This is a genomic window from Jeotgalibaca porci (genome assembly GCF_011299095.1).
Taxonomy (GTDB): Bacteria; Bacillota; Bacilli; order Lactobacillales; family Aerococcaceae; genus Jeotgalibaca; species Jeotgalibaca porci.
This window is the reverse complement of sequence record NZ_CP049889.1, coordinates 863,271-886,937: the sequence shown is the minus strand read 5'-3', so window position 1 is coordinate 886,937 and position 23,667 is coordinate 863,271. Positions and strand designations below refer to the sequence as shown.

Here is a 23,667-nt window from a genome sequence, read left to right as displayed (position 1 = left end):
CTTAACGTGGGGTTCCAAATATTTGAACTAAATAAAGCATTTCACCATCATAATGAACCCCGATTCCGATTTCAGAGAAAAGAGGTTCAATCATGTTCTCATAGTGACCTTGGCTCTCGACCCATCCATCGAAGAGGAAGGTAGCCATTTCTTCATTCGTTCCGTGATACGTTCCCATAGCCAAGTTTTCACCGGCTCTCTGGTAGTCATAGCGACTTTCCAAAGCTGTGTAGAAAGGCGTATTGTCGGGACGGGTGTGAGAGAAGCTGGTTTCATTTTCAACGGCACGTAAATCTGCTACTTGGATTAACGCATCGTTACGCGTCAATGGCTCCGCGCCTTGTTCATGTCGTAAGTCGTTTGTCAGCTGAAAAATGGTGTCCTGGATGAGGACTTTATCGACATCTTCGGGTGCTTCAATGGGATTTCGAATAATAAAGGAATGTTTTACCGGCGTTTCGGCGTTTTCTTCAGAGGTCAAAAATTCATTGACTTGCGGGATAAGATAATTTTGGACCAGGTCTGATTTCAGAGCATACCAACCCGCTAATATTAAGATTAAGAAGATCATTAATCGTTTAAACTGAGGCCACATTTTTTCATCCCCTTTTTACTATTATAACAAAGAGATTTTTTAAGCTCTAATAAAATTAATAAGATAGAGCTGGAATCATAAATGTGCTATGCTTTTGATGAAAAATGAAACGAAAGAAGGCGAGGAAAATGCCGCGTATCAGTGATTGGTTAGTGATGCAACGTCCCGAAGAAAGAGGTGTAGCCATCCGCTCGCAAGTGCCGCTGAAAGACTTAGAAAATAAAATAACCGAGTCTCGAGATAAGTTAGAAGCTTATCTTCGTCATATTGGGATACGTCCTGCCGGAAACTTCTTTGTAACGTATCATTCTTTTTCAAAAAAGGCAGTGGATTTAGAGGCTGGTTTTTTAACTGCTAGTAAAGCTGCGGGAAGAGAAGAAATTATGCCCGTAACAAAACGGGCTGGATTGTATTTAACTTGCATCCACCAAGGAGCGCGTCAGACCATCCCCGCTGTTTATCGTGAAATGGATACGTGGTTGCAAGACCATCATTTTTCGACAACAGGGGAGTCAGAAGAAATATATTTGAATGAAAATGTTCAAGAAGCGTTATTAATAACGCAAATCTTGATACCAATTTTGGAGGATGTAAATGGAGAATGAGAATAAAATGGGTACAATGCCCGTTGGTAAATTATTAATTAAAATGTCTGTGCCGGTAATGATATCAATGCTGGTACAAGCTTTATATAACATTGTCGATAGTGTCTTCGTAGCACAAATCAGTGAAGAAGCTTTAACAGGTGTCACTTTGGCATTCCCAATCCAGAACTTGATGATTGCAATATCAGCAGGGACAGGGGTAGGGATTAATGCTTTGGTCTCACGTCGTCTTGGTCAGAAGAATATGGACGGTGCGGGAATTACGGCTGGAAATGGTCTGTTTTTGAATATTATCCATGCGATTGTTTTTTCTATTGCCGGTATGTTGCTTGTACCTGCCTTCTTTAAGGCCCAAACTTCCGATCCGGAGATTATCGCTTATGGAACGGATTATTTGCGAATTGTTTCTGTATTTAGTTTTGGTATCTTTATGCAAGTGACGTTCGAACGCTTCTTGCAATCAACCGGATTGACGTTCTACTCGATGCTTTGTCAGGCTGCGGGTGCTATTATCAATATTATCCTTGATCCAATTTTTATTTTTGGTTGGTTCGGCCTTCCTGCAATGGGAACGGCAGGTGCAGCTTGGGCCACTGTAATTGGTCAATTTTTTAGTGCATTTCTAGGTTTGTATTTCCACTTGAAATTCAACCATGAAATTAAGTTATCATTGAAAAGTTTCAAACCAAATTGGCCTATTATTAAAGAAATCTACGCCGTTGGTATCCCTTCAATGATTATGATGTCGGTTGGTTCATTGTTAAATATCGTAATGAATAACATCTTGATTGCTTTCAGTTCAACAGCCACAGCCGTTTACGGTGTGTACTTCCGTCTGCAAAGTTTCGTCTTTATGCCTGTGTTTGGTATGAATAATGGAATGGTGCCAATTATCGGTTTTAACTATGGTGCACGCAAACCGGATCGTATTAAAGAAACGATTGCTTTGGCGATTCGCTATGCATCTATAATTATGATTGTTGGATTCGTTATTTTCCAATTGTTCCCGGATGTGCTACTTGGATTCTTTAATGCTTCGCCGCAAATGATTGAAATAGGTAGACCGGCACTTAGAATCATTAGTATTCATTTTATTGCTGCGGGCGCAAGTATTGTTTTAGGCTCTGCTTTCCAAGCATTCGGCTTAGGGAAATATAGTCTGGTGATTTCATTGATCCGCCAATTAGTCGTTCTTTTACCGATTGCGTACGTGATGTCCCTAACCGGAAACATCAATAATATTTGGTGGGCATTCTTGATTTCTGAAGTCACAGCACTTGTACTGGGAATTGGTTTTATGAAGCATGTTAACGTACATTATATTAAGCCACTTTATAATTAAGTAGTGTACGGTTGGTAAAAGAAAGGATGTAGACTTTTAAATGGTTAGTAAAAAACATATGCCAGGATTGTTTCTAGCTTTTGGAATTGCCGTTGTAGCGTATGTTATAAACGCGATTCTTCCTTCTGCGCTTTTGGGGGCAACGCTGATCGCATTACTTTTGGGGATGTTATTAAATCCTATTGTAATGCGAACAGATAGTTATGACAGTGGTATGAAATGGACTTCCAAATATGTCTTGCGGGCAGGAATTATTTTAGCGGGAATCACACTTAGTTTTTCACAAGTGATTGAAGCGGGTAAATACGCGCTTGTCTTGATGGTATTTACATTAGCGACAGCATTTGGCGTCGGCTATCTGTGTAAAAAGGTCTTTAAGATTAACTGGAAATTAGCCAGTTTACTTTCTATTAGTACTGCCATTTGCGGGGGAACCGCAGTTGCAACTTTAGGGCCAACTATTCATGCGAAAAATCGGGATATTGCTTACGCGATCTCCGCTACGTTCCTTTTTGACATGATAACCGTTATTGCTTTTCCATGGATTGGCCAATGGCTGGGCTTGAGTGATACATCATATGGTCTGTGGATTGGGACGGCAGTGAACGACACTTCATCAGTCGTTGCTGCAGGCTATGCATTCTCCGATGCAGCCGGTGTTCTGGCAACAATCGTGAAATTAACTCGGACCTTATTTATTGTGCCGATTGTTCTTATCTTTTCTTGGATTTATGCAAAAAAAGAAACACCATCACAATCAGCGGAAAAAGTGAATATCAAAAATATTTTTCCGTGGTTCATTCTCGGATTCCTCATAGTGGTTGGAATCAGAAGCACCGGTTTACTACCAGAAACAACGGTCGATATTGTTGCCTTTTTATCAAAATTCTTTTTATCCATGGCCTTAGCGGCAATCGGATTGAAGACAAGCTTCAAAGAGATTGCCGGAGTGGGAATAAAGCCAATGGTCGCGGGAGTGGTTATCGACGTATCGGTCGTTTTCGTCTCCCTGTTCGCCCAAGCCGCGATACTGAAATACATGGGCTAGCGTTCTATCAGCAAAAAGTCTGTTCATTTTTGGATGAGCAGGCTTTTTTTGTGGGTTTTTGCCGCGAAAGGCTCACTCAGAACGTAAAATAGGTTTGAGTGAGCCATTTTTCCGCAAAAGGCTCACTCAGATTGCAAAACAAGTTTGAGTGAGCCATTTAGGCAGATTATCGCGCACTCAACGGTAAAAACTCATTTGAGTGCGCGAACCCAACCGCAAAAAATCAATTTCACTATTTCACAGCTAATAATTTGAAAAAATCTAAATTTCACTTAAACTATAAGAAATGAAGCGGGAGGAATGTTATGACAAACCTTGAATGGGTTCACGAACTAGCAAGACTACCAGAGATTGTTGGAGTTACATCGAGAAGTTCACCGGCCGGCGAGAGTTCCATTGTCGAAATCTATTTTAATGCGCCGATTGATAAAGCGTTCATAATAACGAAATTACCGCACACGTACAAAGAGAAAGCCATCTTCACACCAAAAGAAGAAATGAAGTTGTCGACTCACCCATATATGAAAATACTCTATGAAACAGAAGAAGCACTTTTGTCAAAACGCATGATAGAAATACTTCTAAAAGAAGCTTCTGCTTCAATGACAGCTGCAAAAAAAGCTGCCGCGCGTGGGGATGTTCATTTTGTACTCGCTCGTTTCAACCAAACGGTTAATAATTGGAACCACATTATCTACCTGTTAAATAAACAACATTTAGAAAATCAAGAAGGAGCTGCGAAGAAAGCTGCACGCATGGAAGTTACTCCCGCTTATTATCTGGTACGTCTGGAAAAGGCGTATACCTATTTTGCGTCCCATAATCCAGCATTAGGATTTGATGAGTTCAATCGTCTTCATAATGAGATTACACAAATAGTAACAGATAATCATTGATATTCGATGATATAATGTTACTATTGAATGTGATAAATTTGAGTCGATTTTGAAAGAGGACGCAAAAACCAAGAGTAGGGAACGAAAGGGGTTTTTGCCGAAGTATCATTAGGATACTGGGGTACGTTCGAACAGGACGTACACTGTCTAATAAACAAGCCCATTGTTTATTAAGGAGTACTTTCATTATTGCGGGCAGAAGGACCCTGCGAATGCCTTTTGCTATTCGGGGGTATTTTTGTTTCTCGGCTTAATAAAAAAGGAGAGAATACAATGGAAAAAAAGAAAACTTCATTTAAGATTCCTCATACATACGTCTTGTTAATCGGCGTTATGCTTGTGATGGCAATCTTAACATGGATTGTTCCGGCTGGTCAGTTCGAACGAATTGAACAAGCAGGACGAACAATTGCAGTACCAGGTTCATGGCATGCTGTGGATGCAAATCCGCAAGGATTTTTCGAAATCATCAATTCAATTCCGCGCGGTTTAACCGATTCAGCGGCGATTTCATTCTTTATCTTTTTGATTGGTGGCGCATTTACCGTCATTAATGAGACAGGTACAGTAGAAGCATTAATTTATAAATTATCTCAAAAGCTAAAAGGTGCAGAAATATTGGTTATTCCGGTATTCTTGCTGGTATTCGGAATTGCGGGTGCGACACTTGGTTTTTCAGAAGAAACCATCGTCTTTATCCCAATGGGTATTTCGTTAGCCTTGGCACTTGGTTTTGACTCTGTTGTCGGAATGAGTATTATTGCTTCCGGTGCTGCTATCGGATTTAGTGCTGGTTTCATGAATCCTTTCGCGGTCGGAATTGCACAAGGTATTGCCGAATTACCAACGTTCTCTGGTATGGGCTTACGGATTGCGTTGTTCCTCGTACTATGGGTGATAACATCCCTTTACATTATGCGTTATGCATTAATGGTTAAAAAAGATCCAACAAAGAGCTATGTGTATAACAAACTGGATCCTAAACATGACTTAGAAAAATCAGAGTTCGTTGCTTGAGAGAAACGTCACATCTTAGTTGGGTTAACGTTCTTGGCAGGCATCCTAGCAATCGCATTTGGTGTTATTGAGTACGGTTGGTACATTCAAGAAATCGGTGCAATCTTTATGATTACCGGTGTTATTGCAGGTTTCGTTTACGGATATGGTCCAAGTAAAGTGGCTGACTTATTCGTTGCTGGAGCAAAAGATATGGTATTCGCGGCTCTAATCGTGGGTGTGGCACGTTCAATCGTTATTGTAATGGAAGACGGTATGATTATTGATACGATCGTTAACTTCCTTGCAGGAACAGTAGAAGGCTTGCCTGGCGCATTGGCTGCAGTAGCGATGTATGCGATCCAAATCATTATTAACTTCATCATTCCATCTGGTTCGGGACAAGCTGCGGCAACAATGCCAATCATGGTTCCACTTGCAGATGCTGTGGGTATTACGAGACAAACAGCAGTTATGGCTTATCAATTAGGTGCTGGATTCATGGACTCTATCATGTTGACATCCGGTGTGTTGATGGCACAACTTTCTATTGCAAAAATTCCATATAATAAATGGGTGCGTTACCTTGGCCCGTTGATGATTATTTGGTTGTTAATCGGAGTCGTATTTTTAGTATTCGCATACTACACAAATTACGGTCCATTCTAATAGATAGAAATGTAGGAGCTGGGATTTATTTCTCGGCTCTTTTTTCGTGCACAAGTCTGCACAAGTTTGTTTAATTCCTCTTGTTTGTGCAGACTTGCCTCCCTGCATAAAAAATTGCTTTTTTACTAAAAGAACCCTAAACTTATACTCATAATCTATTAAAGGAGTTGCATGAACGATGGCAGATATTAAGTACGAAATTGTAAATCATATTGGCGTTTTAAGCACATCTCCCAATGGTTGGACGAAAGAACTAAATGTTGTCAGTTGGAATGGCGGACAAGAAAAATACGATATCCGTGATTGGAGTCCTGACCATACGAAGATGAGTAAAGGGATTACTCTGAACGAAGCAGAGATTGGGCAGCTGCGTTTATTAATTATTAAATAGAAAGCGAGTGGACCTATGATTCTTTTTTTCGATTTCCTGCCTTTTCATAAAAGGTTGGACTATAACCAGACGCTAACGTGCCAAGAGTGCGGTCACTTCGGCAGGTTTGAAGTATATGTGACGGCTAATCGCTTCCGCTTATTTTTTATCCCGCTTTTTACAATTGGAAAGCATTATGCTGTTCGAACGACGTGTTGCGATACTCTTTATCAGCTAACCCCTGAAAAAGGACGAGCAATTGAAAAAGGACAGTCCGTGACTATTGCTGAAGAAGATTTAACCTTAAAGGAATTAGGGGTGAAAGCAACGACGCGCCAGTGTCGACAGTGCGGACATACCCAAGCAATTGGTTCGAATTTCTGTTCAAATTGCGGACAACCACTCACATGAAGGACGTGTAAATGCTTATGAAAAATAGTGACCTAAGAAGGCAAGGCAGAGAAAATTTACGCGGAAACTACTTAGTTTCTCTCGCTAATTTTTCCATCATTTCAGTAATCGGAGTTGTTTTACAGTCGTTTTATTCGCCAGAATTTGGCAACTCCGTAGCAGAATTTACGAGTAACTCACCCGTATTAACCTTTATCTTATCAATGGTTACTTCGTTTATAATGGCTCTTTTAATGTTGGGGCTACATTGGGGATTTCTAGATATTCAAGATGGTGAACGCATGACAGTTGGGCATATATTCCTACCATATAAATTTAATCCGATTAAAGTCGTCTCATATACCTTTAGAAAGCAACTATGGATAACATTATGGTCACTGTTATTCATTGTTCCAGGTGTGATTAAAACCTATGCGTGGGCAATGGCAGATTACATTTATTATGAGGAGCCCGAATTACCGAATCGTGAAATAATGGCCAAAAGTGAAGCGCTGATGCAAGGTCACAAATGGCGTCTCTTCCGCTTGGAATTTTACTATATTATGATTTCCTTGCTACCGCTACTCTTTTGGCTTGGTGGTTTGCTCTATTTCAGTTTGAACGTATCTGAAGGTCCTGAACAGTGTATGGGTATCGAATTTATATGGATTCTGGCAGGCATATTTGTAGTGCTGCTGCTGACGGCTATTCTGGTACTCTTAATAGAACCACGCCGCAATTCAGCCCGTGCTGCTTTTTATACACACCTATAATCAGAAAATCGCAGCCGTTTAGACTGCGATTTTTGTGTTTGGAAAATAAGAATGTATGTTATCATCAAGTGAGAGAAACAATCCAAAAGGAGGGTCGCAAATGGCTAATCAGGAGAGTATCTATCATATATTATTAAAACAGCGTGAAGAAAATCCCGCTTTACCGTATGTCTTTCAAGATATCGAAACTGCAGGTCGAGAGGATACCTTATTTATCCTGTTAAGCGAAGGCGTTCCTTATAGTCAAAAAGAAGACATGGCGCGTGAGTGCTGTGACGTACTCGAACAGGCGATGAGAACGGGCGAACAAGAAAAATTGGCACAATTCCTCGTCGAACATCCGATTCGTATGTTCTTCATTGAATTGCGTGAGCGGCTGCGTGTACTCGTTGAGACGGGAGCCTTTACCCAAATAGACTTACATGATTTTGGCATGAATTTAGCCCGTAATAGCCAACAAGCTGAGTTGGTGAAACTCGGTATTATCCTGTTGGGCTTTTATCCCCATGATTTGACGCTGAAAATATTCAAAGTTTTGGGGTATCACAGTGATTTTACTATCTACGTATCAGAGAGTATTCACCACGCGCATTTCCATCAAAATGAGATTTTATTTGACCTCGTTCAGCACACGGCAGGCTACGGTCGTCTGGCCGCTTTGTTCCAACTGAAACCTGTCACTACGGAACAACAGCAGTGGATTGTGAAGCACGGTGTAAAAAGTACGATGCTATCGAGTATTTATGTGAATGTCGCCCTACAAAAAACCGATATTCGCCGTTACTTATTTGAAACAGAAATTGATGCAGCGAATTATCAGGATTTTATGTATATCATTGCTTACCAAGAGCAGATTGAACAAAAGTCGTTAGCAAGCGAAGCGTTGACGTTTATGGAAAAGTTAGTTGAGAATCGTGAATTTGCCAATACCTTCATTGACCAGGCTGCATTGGTTACCATCTGGCTAAAAGTGATTGATAGTTGGAAATACGATTATCACTATTTAGATTCACAAACGAAGGCTACCGATAAGCTGAATAGCTATTGGAATTACCGCTTTGATCGCTATGAGAAATTGATTCGTACCATCGAAGTTTATTTGAATAAGCCGAAGTGGGAGCACACGTTGCTGAAAGAAATGCGAAATCCAGGTGAAACGGACTATCTCGTTGTGAACGCTTTACAGTTTCTAGAATTAAAACCAAATTTTCGTAATTTTGGTTCTTTATTGACGCGCAATCCATTAGGTCTTAATTTACTTGATTTCTTCCTCGTTCACTATCCGGAAATATATTTCCAGGATGCAAGTGATTATCTGTTCAGTTTGGTTAGTGAGCAGCTTTTCGAACTGCCTTTATTATTCAGTGAAGAGACCGAACCGGATTCGAGTGATTTGGTGAAAATTAATATGTGGTTGGAAGCATTGGTAAAAAACATGATTGAAAAAGATTTCTTTGATATTGAATGGTGTATCAAGCTGCTAAATTATTATCAACCAAAATTGCGTCGCTATGCGTTACTTGTATTGCGTAAATATGCAGACGAGTGGGAAGATGATGAAACAGTTTTAACAGCATTGGAAACATTGAATGAGATAGAAGAAAATAAAAAAAATAAACGCTTGATTTCGCGTTTACTTTATACCGAAATAGGGACTCAAAAAGAAATAAAGTACTTACCGCTTTTAACGCCGGTTGAACAAGAGGTAGCTTCAGACATTGTGATACTAGGAACAAAAATTGTTGGAACTGACTTTGTTGATTTGACGGCTGTCGAAGAAAACGTCAAAAAAGGAAAAGTTCTACAACTGGTGCGTGAGCCGGATAACGCCTATGATCCGCATGCGATTGCGGTGACATTTGATGACGGATTTATATTGGGCTATATTCCGCGCAATGATAACAATATCCTTGCGGCCTTAATGGACAATGACGAAATTCTCTTTGCTCGTTTTGAAAGTGAAGATTTAGACGACGAGGACATCAAAATAAGTGTGATGTTGCGTAAAAAAAATCGACCGCCTTTTCCAGATAAAACGACTGGCGGAAACATTGTTCCATTTCCACAAAAAAGATAATAAAGCGAGGCCGTGAATACCAAAATTGTGGTATTTCCGGCCCCGCTTTTATTTAACGAATATAGTGGCGTAAACGTGCTCAAAAAGGCAGATCCGACATCCGCTTTGTCATGGTTGTTACTGCTTTATCAGCTTACAAACATGATACACTTGGGCTTCAGCCCACAGTGCTACTGAAATAATGCGCGGATGGTCTTCGCCCATCCTGTGCTTATTCGCTCCAGTGATTCGGATCTAAACGCCTTTTTTCCCACACTCTCCTTATTTATACTGATTCATGAAGAACAATCCCAGGGTGCCAATTCCCGTATGCGCGGCAATAACCGCACCGATTGGGTAATCGATAACCTCTTTAGGACCAAATTCTGCTTCAATATGTTTCTTCATTTCATTTACTGTCTCGAAATCGTTCGTATGAACAATCAAAACTGTTTGTTCGTTCATATGAGTTGCTTCGCTCAATCGATCATACATACGATTCAGTACGCGTTTACGACCGCGGAATTTCTCTTGTGCTTCCAGTTTACCATCCACAACTTCAAGTAAAGGATGGATGTTTAATAATCCGCCTAGAAAAGCACTAGATTTGGACAAACGGCCACCTTCAGCCAAGTAGTTTAAATCTTCAACCGTAAATATAGAAGTTACATTATCAGCCATAAATGTAATACGTTCAGAAATAACTTCTGCATCAAAGCCGTCTTCTATCATTTGAATGGCTTCGCGAACCATCAACCCAATTCCTAAAGAAGCTTGACGAGAATCAATAATCCGCAGATTAAAATCAGGATATTCTTCTCTTACTTGTGAGCCGGCTAATACCGCCGCTTGATAGGTTCCAGATAAGTCAGAAGATAGGGCAATGTACAAGGCGCTCTCGCCTTCTGCAGCCAACTTTCTAAACGCGGTATCAAATTTATCTAAAGGGACTTGACTCGTACGTGGGTGTTTTCCTTCTTTAATTAGTGCATAAATTTGGTCGTTTTTGATTTCGAACATATCCATATATTCTTTATCGTCCACGATAACAGATAATGGTACCACAATAACATTATGTTCTTCCAAATAGGATAACGATAAGTCGCAAGCACTATCAACGATTAATTTCATTTTGTTTCTCCTCCTTCACTATACAGATAGCGTCTATTTAGTATAACATGTCCGACTTATTTCGGCACTTCTGTTTTAAATGATTCTTTGATGTTTTCTGCGACCTTTAACGGGATGCCAAGCTTCTGAAATTCTTCGAGCTCGGCTTCGCGCATTTTTTTCATCGTTTTGAAGTGTTTCAAAACTTTGGTCCGCGTCTTCGGACCGACACCCTCTACTTGATCCAATTGGGAAGAGAAACTGTTTTTTCCTCTAACTTGGCGGTGGAAAGTAATGGCGAAACGGTGGACTTCATCTTGAATCCGTTGCACCAGATGGAATGCTTGGCTACGCGGATCTAATTCCACTAGTTCATCGTTAAATAATAGGGAAGCTGTGCGGTGTTTGTTATCTTTTACCATACCAGCAACCGGGATATCCAAACCGAGTTCATCTTCCAGAACTTCTTTGGCAGCACGCACTTGTATTTTTCCGCCGTCCATCAAAATCAAATCGGGTAGCGGCTTCTGTTCACGCAAGAGCCGTGTGTAACGGCGACGAATGACTTCTTGTGTAGTCGCAAATTCGTGACTGCCTTCAACTGTTTTTATTTTGTATTTCCGATACGCTTTTCTTTCCGGCTTCCCGTCCTTGTAAACGACCATGGCAGAAACCGGATTTGTACCCTGGATATTGGAATGGTCAAAGGCCTCAATCGTCTCAATATACGCGATTCCAAGCGCTTCGGACAATTCTTGGATAGCTCCGACTGTTTTGTGCTTAGAACGCTCAATCAGCAAAAACTTCTCATTGAGGGCCAGTTCACTGTTGGTCGTTGCCAAGTCGAGCATACTTTTTTTGTTCCCGCGTTTGGGAATACGAACGGTTGTCTCCAAGGTCTCCGCCAACAACTCTGTGTCAATCCCTTTCGGCACCAATATTTCTTTTGGCAGAATATGATTTTGTTCTTGGTAAAACTGCATAATAAATGACAATAATTCGTCTTCAGGCGTTCCGTAGCAAGGAAAAAGAGCAGCTTCACGTTTGATGATTGTCGACTGTCTCAATAAGAACACTTGAATGGATAACCAACCTTTATCCATAAAGAAGGCAAAAACATCACGGTTGGTATAATCACGCGACATAATGGTTTGCTTTTCAACCGTTGTCTCAATGTAACGAATTTGGTCACGGTAGTCAGCAGCCTGCTCGAAATCCAACCGCTCTGCAGCATCGTGCATCTTTTCAACGAGATTCTGTTTGATTTCTTTCACTTCGCCATTTAGGAAACGGCTAATTTTTTGAATTTGAGTTGCATATTCTTCTTGAGTAACGTCATGGTCGCAGCAACCAATGCACTGGCCCATCGAATAATAGAGACACGCACGTTTGGAATTGCGGGCACATTTCCGCAACGGGTAAACTTTCTGGATGAACTGTTGGGTTTCCGTAGCAGCATAGACATGGGGATAGGGACCAAAGTAAACACCGCCGTCATCTTCTACGATAGACGTAATGATGAGTTGCGGATCTTTTTCGTTTGTCACTTTTAAATAAGGATACATCGTTCCTTGTTTTAACTTAATATTATATTTTGGTTGGTATTGTTTAATGAGACTGATTTCCAACAGGAGTGATTCCTTGTTGGTTTTCGTTACAATGAATTCAAAATGGTCGATATCAGCAACGAGGAGCGCTGTTTTACCCTCGTGTTTTTGTTGGAAATAAGACTTAACACGGCTTCGTAAATTTTTCGCTTTACCGATATAAATGATTTCATTTTCGGAATTTCTCATGATATAACAACCTGGCAAGTCGGGCAGAAGCGCAAGTTTACTATGAATTTCTTCTCTTGTCATATCTTTCAATCCTTTAATTTCTAGTGTAATAAGTATACCACGCTTTTAAATGTTTCGAAGCTTAGACAGCTTGGAGAGGAAGGCCTCAAGCTCTCTATCCAAAAATTAGGCAGATTATTCCTTCAAACTAGTATGTATGCGGAACGGAACTGGGTAATGAAGCACCAATCATTGCTCACTTTGGAACGGAACTGGGTAATGAAGTACCAATCATTGCTCACTTTACTTTACATAAGACAAACACGTGAAAACAATTGATGTTCCCTCAGAAGCTTATAAAACCCTAATACAACAAAAAAGTCGCGAGCGGCAATCCGCTCACGACTTCAATCACTTCTTTTATAGTCCACACTTCAGTTGTGCTGCACAGTTGTTACATGTGTTACAGCCACCTAAATCTTCAACCGTACCGATACGGCAGATTGGACACGTATCGCCAATTTCATTACCAATCGTTACGTCTGTTGATTCCAGGTCAACAATCGACTCAACTAAGAACGTTTTATCTTTATTTACTTTTTTGGCTTCTTTTTCGTTTGCTTCATAATCATCTTCGAAAAGATTCTCTTCTGCTTTCAAAGTTAGTACTTGTGAGTCACGGCTTCCGTCAACGTAAACCGTACCACCTTTAGCACCACCATCATAGAGACGCTCGTAGATTTTCTCTACTTGTTCAACATTGTAACCGCGCGGGGCGTTTACTGTCTTAGAAATAGAACTGTCTACCCAACGTTGGATCGTTGTTTGAACATCCACGTGTTCTTCTGGTGATAATGCCATTGCAGTAGTAAAGAAGTCCGGCAAGTTATCTGGGTCAGCATCTGGATTGCGGTCCAAGTACTCTTGAACGATTTCAGCTTTTACTTCGATAAATTTACCTAAACGTCCAGAACGGAAGTAAGAGAAACTGAAGTAAGGTTCTAAACCAGTTGAAACACCGGCCATTGTACCAGTCGAACCAGTAGGCGCAACTGTCAACAAGTGAGAGTTACGGATACCGTATTTCAAGACGCCTTCACGAACGTGTTCAGGCATGCGGCTCATGAAACCAGAGTTAACGAATTTCTCACGCAATTCTTGTGTTTCGCGACCTGTTTCACCAACTAAGAACGGGAAGCTTCCGCGTTCTTTCGCAAGTTCAATACTCTCTTCGTAAGCAGTTACGGCGATTGTTTGGAATACTTGATCGATTAATTGGTTTCCTTCTTCAGAACCGTAGCGGACACCACAGTAGATTAACATATCTGCTAATCCCATGATTCCTAAACCAACACGGCGTTCGCCAAGTGCTTGGATACGGTTTTCTTCCAAGAAGTAAGGCGTTGAATCAATAACGTTATCTTGCATATGTACGCCCATACGAACTGTTTTTTCCAATTTCGCAAAGTCGACCATTTGTAAGTCTTTATTAACCATTTCTGCCAAGTTAACAGCAGCCAAGTTACAAACAGAGTAAGGAGCAAGAGGTTGCTCACCACATGGGTTTGTAGCAACAACTTTTTGACCATATGCTTGCGCATTTGTCATTTTGTTTGCATTGTCGATGAAGAAGATTCCTGGCTCAGCAGCGTATGTCGCACACACGTTGATTAATTTCCACAATTCGCGTGCTTTAATGGAACGATAAACACGTACGGCATGGCCGGCAGCTTCCCATTCACGAACATCACCAACATTTACCCACTCAGCATCGTAATGTGCCATTTCTTCTTCAGAGTAGTTTTCAACATCCGGGAAGCGTAGTTCGTATTCAGCGTCAGCTTTAACAGCTGCCATGAATTCATCGGTAATACAAACAGAAATGTTTGCTCCGGTTAGGAACTCAGAATCATTAACTGTATATGTACCACCATCACGCAATTTCAATTCAGCATCACGAATCACAGAATCATCAAATCCGCCGTTACCAGGGATATTTTTGTAGTTCAAGATTCCTGTGTACATGTTTGTTTCTTTTGGTGAAAATGGCGTAAATCTCAATTTGTTATGCGCCAACGTACGAATTTGCTCATCTTCGAAGTTCTCGATGATGTAACGTAAAATACGTGGGTTTTGCATTTTTGAAATGATAAATTCGATAATATCTGGGTGCCAATCTGTCAACATGATCATTTGTGCACCACGACGGGAACCGCCTTGTTCAACCAAGTGCGTTAATTTCGCGATATCATCCAACCAAGAAACAGAACCGGATGAACGACCATTAACCCCACGTGCTAATGCGTGACGCGGACGGAGTGTCGAACCATTCGTACCAACACCACCACCACGGCTCATGATTTCCATTACTTTTTTACGGTGGTCAGAAATGCCACCACGTGAGTCTGGAACCATTGGCATTACGTAACAGTTAAAGTATGTGACATCCGTACCAGAACCTGCTCCATATAAGACGCGTCCTGCAGGGATAAAGTTTTTAACTTTTTGTTCTTCGTAGAATTTTACAAAAGCTTCATAACGTTTTTCAGGAGAAATCTCTACTTGTGCCAAACCGTGCGCATTACGCATTGCGATTTGTTCATAGTATAGCTCCAAGGGCTTGTCCAAAGTAATGATGGCACGTTTTACAATGCCGTCTTCAGCTTCACTGAATGTGTCAATTGTTGCACGGTATTCTTCAGAAACTTGAACAAGTGCTTCACCTTTTTCCCAGTCCAAAGAAACAATCGTACCAGTACCGCGTGCTGGGTACTTCGGATCTTCTTTAACCGTTAAGAGAACGAAGTCGCCTTCTTTAAGGGTCGTTTTCTTTGTATCTTTGAAAGAGTAGCGGTCCAACATAACTAAGCGCGCTACGCCATTATAAGTAATATTCATATCCTCGGTAATCGGGAATACTGCATCAAATTGTTCGATGTCTTTGTTCAATTGTTCGTAACCATGCTTTAAAGTAGAATTTATTTCAGTAGCCACTCGAATCACTCCTCAATCTTAATAAACCACAATATGTTGTGGTTTAACATAAAATAACTACTACATATATTAAGGGAGATTCTTGAAAAAAGCCAGAGGGAAGTGCTAGGGTAAAAAATGGTAACAAGATGAAAGCATGAAGAGATGCCTTTTATAATTTAATTTAAGCAACTTTTACAAAAAGTTGAATGGGGGATGTGTAAAATACAAGAAATAGCATACCATTTCGAGCCTCTTTTGTACATAAAGTAATGTATAATAAAATCAAAGACCAAGGAGGTGCAGTATGCGCGCACGTATTATATATAATCCTTCTTCAGGCCGTGAACAAATTACTAAATATCTGTTGGATATTTTAAGAATATTCGAACAGGCTGGCTATGAAACCAGTACGTATGAAACAACCGCAGAATATTTATCAGCATCTAATGAAGCAAAGCGAGCAGCACAAGCAGGCTTCGATTTGATTGTGGCAGCAGGGGGCGATGGGACCGTCAGTGAAGTAATCAATGGGGTCGCGGGGCTAGAGAAACGCCCGACGATTGGTATTATTCCTGCTGGAACGACGAATGACTATGCCCGGTCTCTGCAAATACCCCGTCATGATTTGCTAGAAGCCGCCCGCTTCTTAGTGTCCCAAGAAGCCATCCCGATGGATATTGGAAAGACCGGCAATACATACTTTATGAATATTGCAGCCGCAGGACATCTCTCTGATATAACCTACGAAGCACCCGTCAAAATGAAAGCGTTATTTGGCTACCTTGCTTACTTAATTAAGGGGGCTGAGAAGTTGCCCCGAGTGAAACCTATTCAAATGCGAGTTACCTATGATGGCGGTATATACGAAGGGGAAGCGTCCATGCTCTTTGTCACTTTGACAAATACGGTCGGTGGCGTTTCACCGATTGATCCAGGGGCAACGATTGGGGACGGAACCTTTACTTTGTTTGTCATTAAGACGGCCAATATATTGGATATCTTACAACTAATCGGTATGCTCATTCGGAATGGCAAGCACTGTGACGATCCCCGCGTTCTGTATAAACATACGTCCTTCGTAAAAGCAGAATCATTGGATGGGCAACGGCTCATGATAAATTTAGACGGGGAATATGGTGGTGACGCCCCGATTCAATTTACAAATTTGCATCACCATTTACGAGTCATCGGGAACCCGATGAACTACATTGATTCAGTAGATGCAAAAGAAAAGAAAAATGAATTTGTGAAGGCGTTAGAAGATTTGGATGTTAAATAAAGCTTAAGAATCTTAACCTTTACTTAACAAATAATTTTAGGTTTACTTGAATTCTTTGTTGCCAGAGCCTGGATTTATATGCTATTGTTATTAATGTGTTATAATATTTATCGCAAGATTAAAACAATAACCAACGTTGGGCCAATTGATAAAAGACATTCACAGACTGACAATCTTCCTGAATGTCTCTTTTTTCCTTTGGAGAACAGTGAGGAGGGCTTTTTGTGGTTAAGCCAGATAAAGAAAAGAAACCCACTCAAACGAATCAGACTGCCAAGGCGCTTGCAAACTTCTCCCAAGTTGGTGTAACGATGGCAGCATCTGTATTAATAGGTGTTTTTTTGGGAAAATTTTTAGATAACTTTTTCCATACATCACCGTGGCTCCTCTTACTCTTTTCCTTTTTTGGGGTCGGAGCAGCGATAAAATCTTTGTTTAATTGGTCAGATGAAGACAAACATAAGGAAGAGGGAGATTTATGAAAGTATCACCATTAGCTAAGCGAATGATAATAACCATTGTAGGAATCGCGGCACTATTCGTAGTTGCTTCTTTTATTTATTATCGTTCCCTGGCATTTTTACCCTTTTTATTAGGCACGTTGCTTGGGACAGGTGTCAGCATTTGGAAAGTGTTTGTGTTGGAACGCGCAGTCGATCGCGCATTGGGAATGGACAAGAAAAAAGCTGGAAATTATGTAAGTTTACAGCAATTATTCCGTCTTTTCGTCACTGGAGTAGTTCTTTTCACAGGAGCGGTCGTACCACAAGTCAGTTTATGGGGCGTGGCAGCCGGTATCATTGCTTTTCAATTGGCATTGTACCTCGAACAGCTTATCTATAGGAGAAAATAAGTTGTTGGAACATAATAAGGAAGAGGAGGTGAATCATGCGTGTTAAATATTGAAAACTATGCAATTTGGAATATCTTTGGTATCGATATTTGGATTACAGAAACAATCGTCAATACCTGGATCATTATGTTGGTATTAACACTGATTGCTCTCTATACACGCTCTAAATTGAAGAAGTTTAAAGAAATCCCAGCAGGCTTTCAAAATGCAATTGAAGCCGTTATTGAAATGTTCGATAACTTCATCACCAACACATTAGGTAAGAAACTTTCTTATATCGCTCCTTGGTATTTCATGGTATTCATGTTTGTCTTGTTCAGTGCCCTGATGAGTATTTTCGGTCTACGGGCACCGACAGCTGATTGGGCAACGACCTTTGCTTTAGCATTTGCCAGTTTTATCTTGATGCTCGGGATGGGATTCAAACACCAAAAGGGAGCATACCTAAAAAGTTTCTTTGACCCGCACTTTATCTTTTTCCCACTCAACTTGATTGGTGAAATCGCAAAACCGGTGTCATTGAGTTTCCGTCTTTTCGGAAATATGTTGTCAGGGACAATCATATTAACTCTCTACTATGGCTTGATGCCTTATTTTACACAAATAGGGATTCCGGCTTTGCTGCATGCGTTCTTTGATATTATCTTTGGAGCATTGCAGACATATATTTTTGTCATCTTAAGTTTGATGTATGTAAAAGGTGCAGCAGAATAAAAATAAAAAACCAAATAATGGAGGAATTACAACATGGAATCATTAGCAACAGTAATTGGAATTGTACATATTGCGGCGGCAATCGCTTTACTTAACGGGGTACTTACTACTTTTGGGCAAGCAAAAATTGCAGCACAGGCAATCGAATCAATTGGAAGACAACCAGAAGCGGCAGATGACATTCGTTCAACAATGTTCGTTGGTTTGGCTATGTCTGAGACATCAGGTATTTACGGTCTTCTAATCGCAATCATCATGCTATTCGCGAACCCACTGATTGATACATTAGTCAGCTTACTGTAATAAGGGATGCGCGAACAGATTGAAAGATTGAGGGAAGGAGGACGTGAGAATTGAATAAACTAATAATTCTCTCCACTCAAGCAGTACCGGAAGGTCGTGTATTCGGACTGGATGCTCAGACACTTATACAAATCGGTTTCCAATTATTCAATGGGATTGTTTTGGCTGCTGTACTCACCTATCTACTTTATAAGCCTGTCAAAGAATTTATGGAGAAGCGGAGTGACCGCATTCAAAATAGTCGTGACGAGGCAGAAGAGACAATGGCTAAAGCAACGGCTTTGATAGCTGAATACGAAACGAAAATAACTGAAATTGAAAAAGAACGGACTGAAATCCTGGAAGCGGCGCGAGTAGAAGCAAATGATCAGAGAAAAGTAATTCTGGAAGAAGCTGTTCAAGAGGCAGACAAGATGAAGCAACAATCGCTTGCGAAGATTGCTGGAGATAAAGAACGTCTGAAAGAAGAATCGCGTCTCCATATTATTGAGCTCTCTTCAGTTATTGCCGGGAAATATTTGGCAGAGAACTTGGACGATAAAGCCCAAGCAGACTACTTTGAAGATATGATTGCTCAGTTGGAGGAGTCATCATGGATCAGTTAGAGAATCGTTACGCAAATGCTCTGTTGGAGCTCTCCGAAGAAAATGGAACATTGAAAGAAGATGTTGCGCAAGTTGCACGTGTCCGTGATGCTTTGAGTGAAAGAGACGTCGAACAATTTCTGATACACCCACATATTGCCAATGCAAAGAAACAAGCACTATTAAAAACAACCTTTGCCGATCAAGTGAGTGAGCAGCTGATGGGGCTGCTGTTTCTCATGTTCGATAAACAACGAGAACAGGCCATTATTCCGGCGTTGAACGCATTTATTGATGCCGCCAACCAGAAGTTGGGAATTGTTGAAGCACGGGTTGTCTCGGCCAAAGAGCTGACTGAACAAGAACTTTCTCATATCCACAGTATCTTGAAAAAACGTTTGAATAAGACGGTGCCCATTCAGACAGTGGTTGACCCCGATGTCTTGGGCGGATTCTACATTTTAGTGGATGGTCAGGTATTTGATGGTACACTACGCACAGAATTATTGAGAATGAAAGAGCGATTAAAGAGAGGAGGGGCTATGGATGCAAGTAAATCCTGAAGAAATAAGCAGAATATTAAAAGAAGAAATAAAAGCCTATTCCAATCAAATGGAATTTACTGAAGCAGGCTCTGTTATCCAAGTCGGAGATGGAATTGCCCAAGTTCACGGACTGAAGAACGCTATGAGTGGCGAACTGCTTGAATTTGCAGACGGTACAACCGGAATGGCATTGAACTTAGATAGCGATAGTATTGGAGTGGTGATTCTTGGGTCCGATGCGGGTATCAAAGAGGGTGACCCTGTAAAACTGACAGGCCGCATGGCAGAAGTTCCAGTTGGTGATGGTATGTTGGGTCGCGTGGTTAACGCACTTGGTGAACCGATTGATGGGAAAGGTGCCATTGCCCCAGATGGTTATCGTAAGATTGAAAGTCAGGCGCCAAGTGTTATTATGCGTCGTGAGGTAGAAAGACCTTTGGAGACTGGAACCAAAGCAATTGATGCTTTAGTTCCAATTGGAAAAGGGCAACGGGAATTGATTATTGGTGACCGTGAAACCGGTAAAACGGCAATTGGGATTGATGCAATTATTAATCAAAAAGGTAAAGACGTCTACTGTGTCTACGTAGGTATTGGACAAAAAACGTCGACTATGGCACGTATTATTAAAACATTACAAGAAACAGGGGCAATGGAATACACCACTGTTGTGATGTCAGGAGCGAGCGAATCAGCGCCGCTTCAATACATCGCACCTTATGCAGGCTGTGCCATTGCTGAAGAATGGATGTATAAAGGTAAAGATGTTTTAGTCATTTATGATGATTTATCGAAACATGCGGTTGCCTACCGGACAATCAGTTTACTGTTAGGACGTCCACCAGGTCGTGAAGCCTATCCTGGAGACATCTTCTACTTGCACTCACGTTTACTTGAACGTGCTGCCAGCATGAGTGAAGAATACGGTGGCGGAACTTTGACTGCCTTACCGATTGTGGAAACGCAAGGTGGCGACATTTCTGCCTATATTCCGACAAACATTATTTCGATAACAGACGGACAAATTTATCTGGAAGCGAACTTGTTCAATAACGGCGTTCGTCCGGCGATTAATCCGGGTCTATCGGTATCCCGGGTAGGTGGTTCAGCTCAAATCCCAGCAATGCGGAAGTTAGCAGGACCAGTCCGAATTGAATTTGCGCAGTATAAAGAATTATCCGTTTTCTCCCAGTTCGGTAGTGACTTGGATCAAGACACACTGGACCGTCTAGAGCATGGAAAGCGGATTATGGAAGTATTGAAACAGGTTCAGTACCGCCCGATGTCCATCGAGAACCAAGTATTAGTATTCTATGCTTTGAGTAATCGTCATTTTGCAGATGTTGAAGTTAACCGTGTCCGCCAATTCCAGAATGATTTCTTGAAGTACGTTACATCACGTCACCCAGAAATCAAGGCTGAAATTAAAAAGACAGGTAATGTGACTGATGAACTTGCAAAAGAAATCGACAGCATTATCAGCACGGTCAAAGACCAATACAATTACAGTTAGGAGGAATCATAAATGGCGTCGATTAGAGAGATTAAAGAAAGAATCGCGAACGTCGGCTCGACTGAACAAATTATTCGAGCGATGGATATGATTGCCTCCACCAAACTGAATCAAGCAAGGACACAATTAGAGGGAGTCCGTCCCATCTACGACGGACTAAAACGCCAAGTGGAAGAAGTGGGCAGCTTGAAAAAGGCTGCCAATCACATCTTTTACGAAGGACGAGAAGTAAAAAACTCGTTATATGTCGTTTTAACAAGTGACCGCGGCTTTGCGGGTAGTTACAATGCCAACATCTTAACCAAAGCATTGAAACATATGAATGAAGGTAAAAACGAAAAAATACTCGTTGTTGGCTCAATTGGTGATTCGTTTTTTAGGAAAAGAAAGAAAAATATCATTCGAAGAATAACCGATGTATCTGATTCGCAGGTATATTACGGAACGCTGAGTTTGGCGAAATGGATGACGGATTTATACTTATCAGAGGAAGTTGATGAAATCTTCATCGCGTATACAGACTTTGAGAACGTTATGACCCATCATCCTATGGTCGAGCAACTCTTGCCAATCGATGTTCCTGGTGAAGGAACGACAGAAGATTCGGACCGTATTTATGAACAGGGAATCGACACCTTCATTGATCACATTATCCCCTTGTATTTGCACATGAACTTGTTCCGGGCATACTCAGAATCGCATACAAGCGAGCAGGCTGCACGGATGGTCAACATGGATGCAGCGGGCAAAAATGCAGAGGAAATTATTGATGATTTGAATCTGCAATACAACCGTCAACGTCAAGCAGACATCACGCAAGAATTGAGCGAAATAATAGGAGGGTCAAACTTTTGATAATAGGTGAACGATATGACAGATAAAAACAAAGGAACGATCACAAAAGTAATCGGAGCGGTTCTAGATATCCGTTTCGAAGAAGAAGTACCGCGTCTCTATAATGCGATTAACATTCCTTTCGAGGATGGAACCATTGTAGTCGAGGTTATGCAACATTTGGGCGATAACAGCGTTCGTTGTATTGCTATGCACCCAACAGACGGATTAATCCGCGGAATGGAAGCATTCGATACCGGTGGGCCGATTAAAGTCCCTGTGGGTGAAGAAGTATTAGGCCGAATGGTAAACGTTCTGGGCGAACCAATCGATAATCAACCACCGATTGAAGCGAAAGAATATTGGCCGATTCATAGAGAGGCACCACGCTTGATTGATCAACAATCACAACCGGAAGTTTTGGAAACGGGAATTAAGGCGATTGACTTGCTTTGTCCGTTCTCTAAAGGTGGTAAGATTGGTTTGTTTGGTGGAGCAGGTGTAGGGAAAACTGTTTTAATCATGGAATTGATTAACAGTATTGCCCAAGAACACGGCGGTTACTCAGTATTTGTTGGGGTAGGCGAGCGGACACGTGAAGGAAATGACTTGTATTACGATATGAAAAATTCTGGTGTTATTGAAAACACAGCGCTTGTGTTCGGTCAAATGAACGAACCACCAGGCGTCCGGATGCGTGTCGGTTTAACCGGATTAAGTATGTCAGAATATTTCCGTGACGAAAAGCAACAGGACGTTTTGTTGTTTATCGACAATATTTTCCGTTTTGTCCAAGCTGGTTCTGAAGTTTCAGCACTACTCGGACGGACGCCAAGTGCAGTTGGGTACCAACCGACTCTAGCGAACGAAATCGGTTCCTTACAAGAACGAATTACGTCAACGAAGTCTGGATCCATCACGTCGGTTCAAGCAATTTATGTGCCGGCAGATGACTTTACCGATCCAGCAACTGCAACAACGTTTGCCCATTTGGATGCTGTTACCGTGCTTTCGCGCTCGATTGTTGAGCAAGGAATCTATCCGGCGATTGATCCATTGGCATCTTCTTCGCGTATTTTGGAAGCGGATATCGTGGGTGCAGAGCACTACCAAGTTGCCCAAGGTGTGCAACGTATTTTGCAACACTACAAAGATTTGCAAGATATCGTTGCAATTTTAGGTATGGACCAACTGTCGGATGAAGATAAACAAATCGTCAGCCGTGCCAGAAAAGTACAACGTTTCTTATCACAACCATTCTATGTTGCTGAGAAGTACACGACTGTACCGGGCCGCTATGTGACGATTGAAGAAACGTTACGTGGATTCCGTGAAATTATCGAAGGGGTTCATGATGATATTCCAGAAGGTTACTTCTTGAACGTCGGAACAATTGACGAAGTCGTGGAAAAGTACAAGAACCAGCAGGGTGAGTAAC

The 23,667-nt window shown here is 41.3% G+C and carries 22 protein-coding genes, 1 pseudogene and 1 riboswitch; of the genes and pseudogenes, 19 read left to right on the top strand and 4 right to left on the bottom strand.

The window, feature by feature from the left end; genetic code table 11:
* Window position 1 precedes the first annotated feature (1 nt).
* Window positions 2-595, bottom strand: coding sequence for a CAP domain-containing protein (locus G7058_RS04560; RefSeq protein ID WP_166062448.1), 594 nt, complete (start codon window positions 593-595; stop codon window positions 2-4).
* Window positions 596-723: 128 nt separating this feature from the next.
* Here G7058_RS04560 and G7058_RS04555 point away from each other — a divergent pair, with 128 nt between their 5' ends.
* The 9 genes and pseudogenes from G7058_RS04555 (at window position 724) to G7058_RS04515 (ending at window position 9,761) form a co-directional block, all read left to right on the top strand.
* Complete coding sequence (locus G7058_RS04555) at window positions 724-1,200, top strand: GyrI-like domain-containing protein (protein ID WP_166062447.1); 477 nt, start codon at window positions 724-726, stop codon at window positions 1,198-1,200.
* Window positions 1,190-2,542 carry an MATE family efflux transporter gene (locus G7058_RS04550; protein ID WP_166062446.1) on the top strand — a complete coding sequence of 451 codons (1,353 nt, stop codon included), beginning with the start codon at window positions 1,190-1,192 and terminating at the stop codon, window positions 2,540-2,542. Before G7058_RS04555 ends, G7058_RS04550 begins: the two co-directional genes overlap by 11 nt.
* Window positions 2,543-2,582: 40 nt before the next feature.
* On the top strand, window positions 2,583-3,590 hold the full coding sequence (locus G7058_RS04545) for a YeiH family protein (RefSeq protein WP_166062445.1): 1,008 nt from the start codon (window positions 2,583-2,585) through the stop codon (window positions 3,588-3,590).
* A gap of 305 nt (window positions 3,591-3,895) precedes the next feature.
* Window positions 3,896-4,486, top strand: a complete 591-nt coding sequence (locus G7058_RS04540; protein ID WP_166062444.1) for a hypothetical protein — start codon at window positions 3,896-3,898, stop codon at window positions 4,484-4,486.
* Window positions 4,487-4,531: 45 nt separating this feature from the next.
* Window positions 4,532-4,677, top strand: a riboswitch (Lysine riboswitch).
* An 82-nt stretch (window positions 4,678-4,759) separates the two neighbouring features.
* Window positions 4,760-6,151: pseudogene (locus tag G7058_RS04535) on the top strand (YfcC family protein).
* 178 nt (window positions 6,152-6,329) lie between these two features.
* Entirely contained in the window at window positions 6,330-6,542 is a 213-nt protein-coding gene (locus G7058_RS04530; RefSeq protein ID WP_166062443.1) for a YdbC family protein, read from the top strand.
* 54 nt (window positions 6,543-6,596) lie between these two features.
* Complete coding sequence (locus G7058_RS04525; RefSeq protein WP_166062442.1) at window positions 6,597-6,932, top strand: zinc-ribbon domain-containing protein; 336 nt, start codon at window positions 6,597-6,599, stop codon at window positions 6,930-6,932.
* A gap of 11 nt (window positions 6,933-6,943) precedes the next feature.
* Complete coding sequence (locus G7058_RS04520; RefSeq protein ID WP_166062441.1) at window positions 6,944-7,684, top strand: DUF975 family protein; 741 nt, start codon at window positions 6,944-6,946, stop codon at window positions 7,682-7,684.
* A gap of 100 nt (window positions 7,685-7,784) precedes the next feature.
* Entirely contained in the window at window positions 7,785-9,761 is a 1,977-nt protein-coding gene (locus tag G7058_RS04515; RefSeq protein ID WP_166062440.1) for an HIRAN domain-containing protein, read from the top strand.
* 261 nt (window positions 9,762-10,022) lie between these two features.
* Here the strand turns inward: G7058_RS04515 and G7058_RS04510 are convergent, their stop codons facing one another.
* From G7058_RS04510 to G7058_RS04500, 3 genes are all read right to left on the bottom strand, one after another.
* The gene (locus G7058_RS04510) at window positions 10,023-10,871 is read right to left on the bottom strand and encodes a DegV family protein (protein ID WP_166062439.1); all 849 of its coding nucleotides are present in this window, start codon (window positions 10,869-10,871) and stop codon (window positions 10,023-10,025) included.
* A 56-nt stretch (window positions 10,872-10,927) separates the two neighbouring features.
* Window positions 10,928-12,709: an excinuclease ABC subunit UvrC gene (gene uvrC, locus G7058_RS04505; RefSeq protein ID WP_166062438.1), complete on the bottom strand. Its 1,782-nt coding sequence runs from the start codon at window positions 12,707-12,709 to the stop codon at window positions 10,928-10,930.
* 339 nt (window positions 12,710-13,048) lie between these two features.
* Window positions 13,049-15,628 carry a vitamin B12-dependent ribonucleotide reductase gene (locus G7058_RS04500; protein ID WP_405002868.1) on the bottom strand — a complete coding sequence of 860 codons (2,580 nt, stop codon included), beginning with the start codon at window positions 15,626-15,628 and terminating at the stop codon, window positions 13,049-13,051.
* Between the two features lie 280 nt (window positions 15,629-15,908).
* On the opposite strand from G7058_RS04500, the gene G7058_RS04495 reads away from it, so the two are divergent.
* From G7058_RS04495 to atpD, 10 genes are all read left to right on the top strand, one after another.
* On the top strand, window positions 15,909-16,883 hold the full coding sequence (locus G7058_RS04495; protein ID WP_166062436.1) for a diacylglycerol kinase: 975 nt from the start codon (window positions 15,909-15,911) through the stop codon (window positions 16,881-16,883).
* 224 nt (window positions 16,884-17,107) lie between these two features.
* Window positions 17,108-17,365, top strand: a complete 258-nt coding sequence (locus G7058_RS04490; protein WP_227004495.1) for an AtpZ/AtpI family protein — start codon at window positions 17,108-17,110, stop codon at window positions 17,363-17,365.
* Complete coding sequence (locus tag G7058_RS04485) at window positions 17,362-17,736, top strand: ATP synthase subunit I (protein ID WP_166062435.1); 375 nt, start codon at window positions 17,362-17,364, stop codon at window positions 17,734-17,736. The genes G7058_RS04490 and G7058_RS04485 overlap by 4 nt, the downstream gene beginning before the upstream one ends.
* 39 nt (window positions 17,737-17,775) lie before the next feature.
* Complete coding sequence (gene atpB, locus G7058_RS04480) at window positions 17,776-18,450, top strand: F0F1 ATP synthase subunit A (protein WP_166062434.1); 675 nt, start codon at window positions 17,776-17,778, stop codon at window positions 18,448-18,450.
* 33 nt (window positions 18,451-18,483) lie between these two features.
* Window positions 18,484-18,753, top strand: a complete 270-nt coding sequence (gene atpE, locus G7058_RS04475) for an ATP synthase F0 subunit C (RefSeq protein WP_166062433.1) — start codon at window positions 18,484-18,486, stop codon at window positions 18,751-18,753.
* 50 nt (window positions 18,754-18,803) lie between these two features.
* A complete protein-coding gene (locus G7058_RS04470; protein ID WP_166062432.1) occupies window positions 18,804-19,358 on the top strand; it encodes a F0F1 ATP synthase subunit B family protein in 555 nt (184 codons plus the stop codon).
* Window positions 19,346-19,900 (top strand): ATP synthase F1 subunit delta, encoded by a 555-nt coding sequence (gene atpH, locus G7058_RS04465; protein ID WP_166062431.1) that lies wholly within the window; start codon window positions 19,346-19,348, stop codon window positions 19,898-19,900. The genes G7058_RS04470 and atpH overlap by 13 nt, the downstream gene beginning before the upstream one ends.
* Window positions 19,884-21,395, top strand: a complete 1,512-nt coding sequence (gene atpA, locus G7058_RS04460; RefSeq protein ID WP_166062430.1) for a F0F1 ATP synthase subunit alpha — start codon at window positions 19,884-19,886, stop codon at window positions 21,393-21,395. Before atpH ends, atpA begins: the two co-directional genes overlap by 17 nt.
* A 12-nt stretch (window positions 21,396-21,407) precedes the next feature.
* Entirely contained in the window at window positions 21,408-22,250 is an 843-nt protein-coding gene (atpG, locus tag G7058_RS04455; RefSeq protein WP_166062429.1) for an ATP synthase F1 subunit gamma, read from the top strand.
* 15 nt (window positions 22,251-22,265) lie between these two features.
* Window positions 22,266-23,666 (top strand): F0F1 ATP synthase subunit beta, encoded by a 1,401-nt coding sequence (gene atpD, locus G7058_RS04450; RefSeq protein ID WP_166062428.1) that lies wholly within the window; start codon window positions 22,266-22,268, stop codon window positions 23,664-23,666.
* Window position 23,667: the final 1 nt, after the last annotated feature.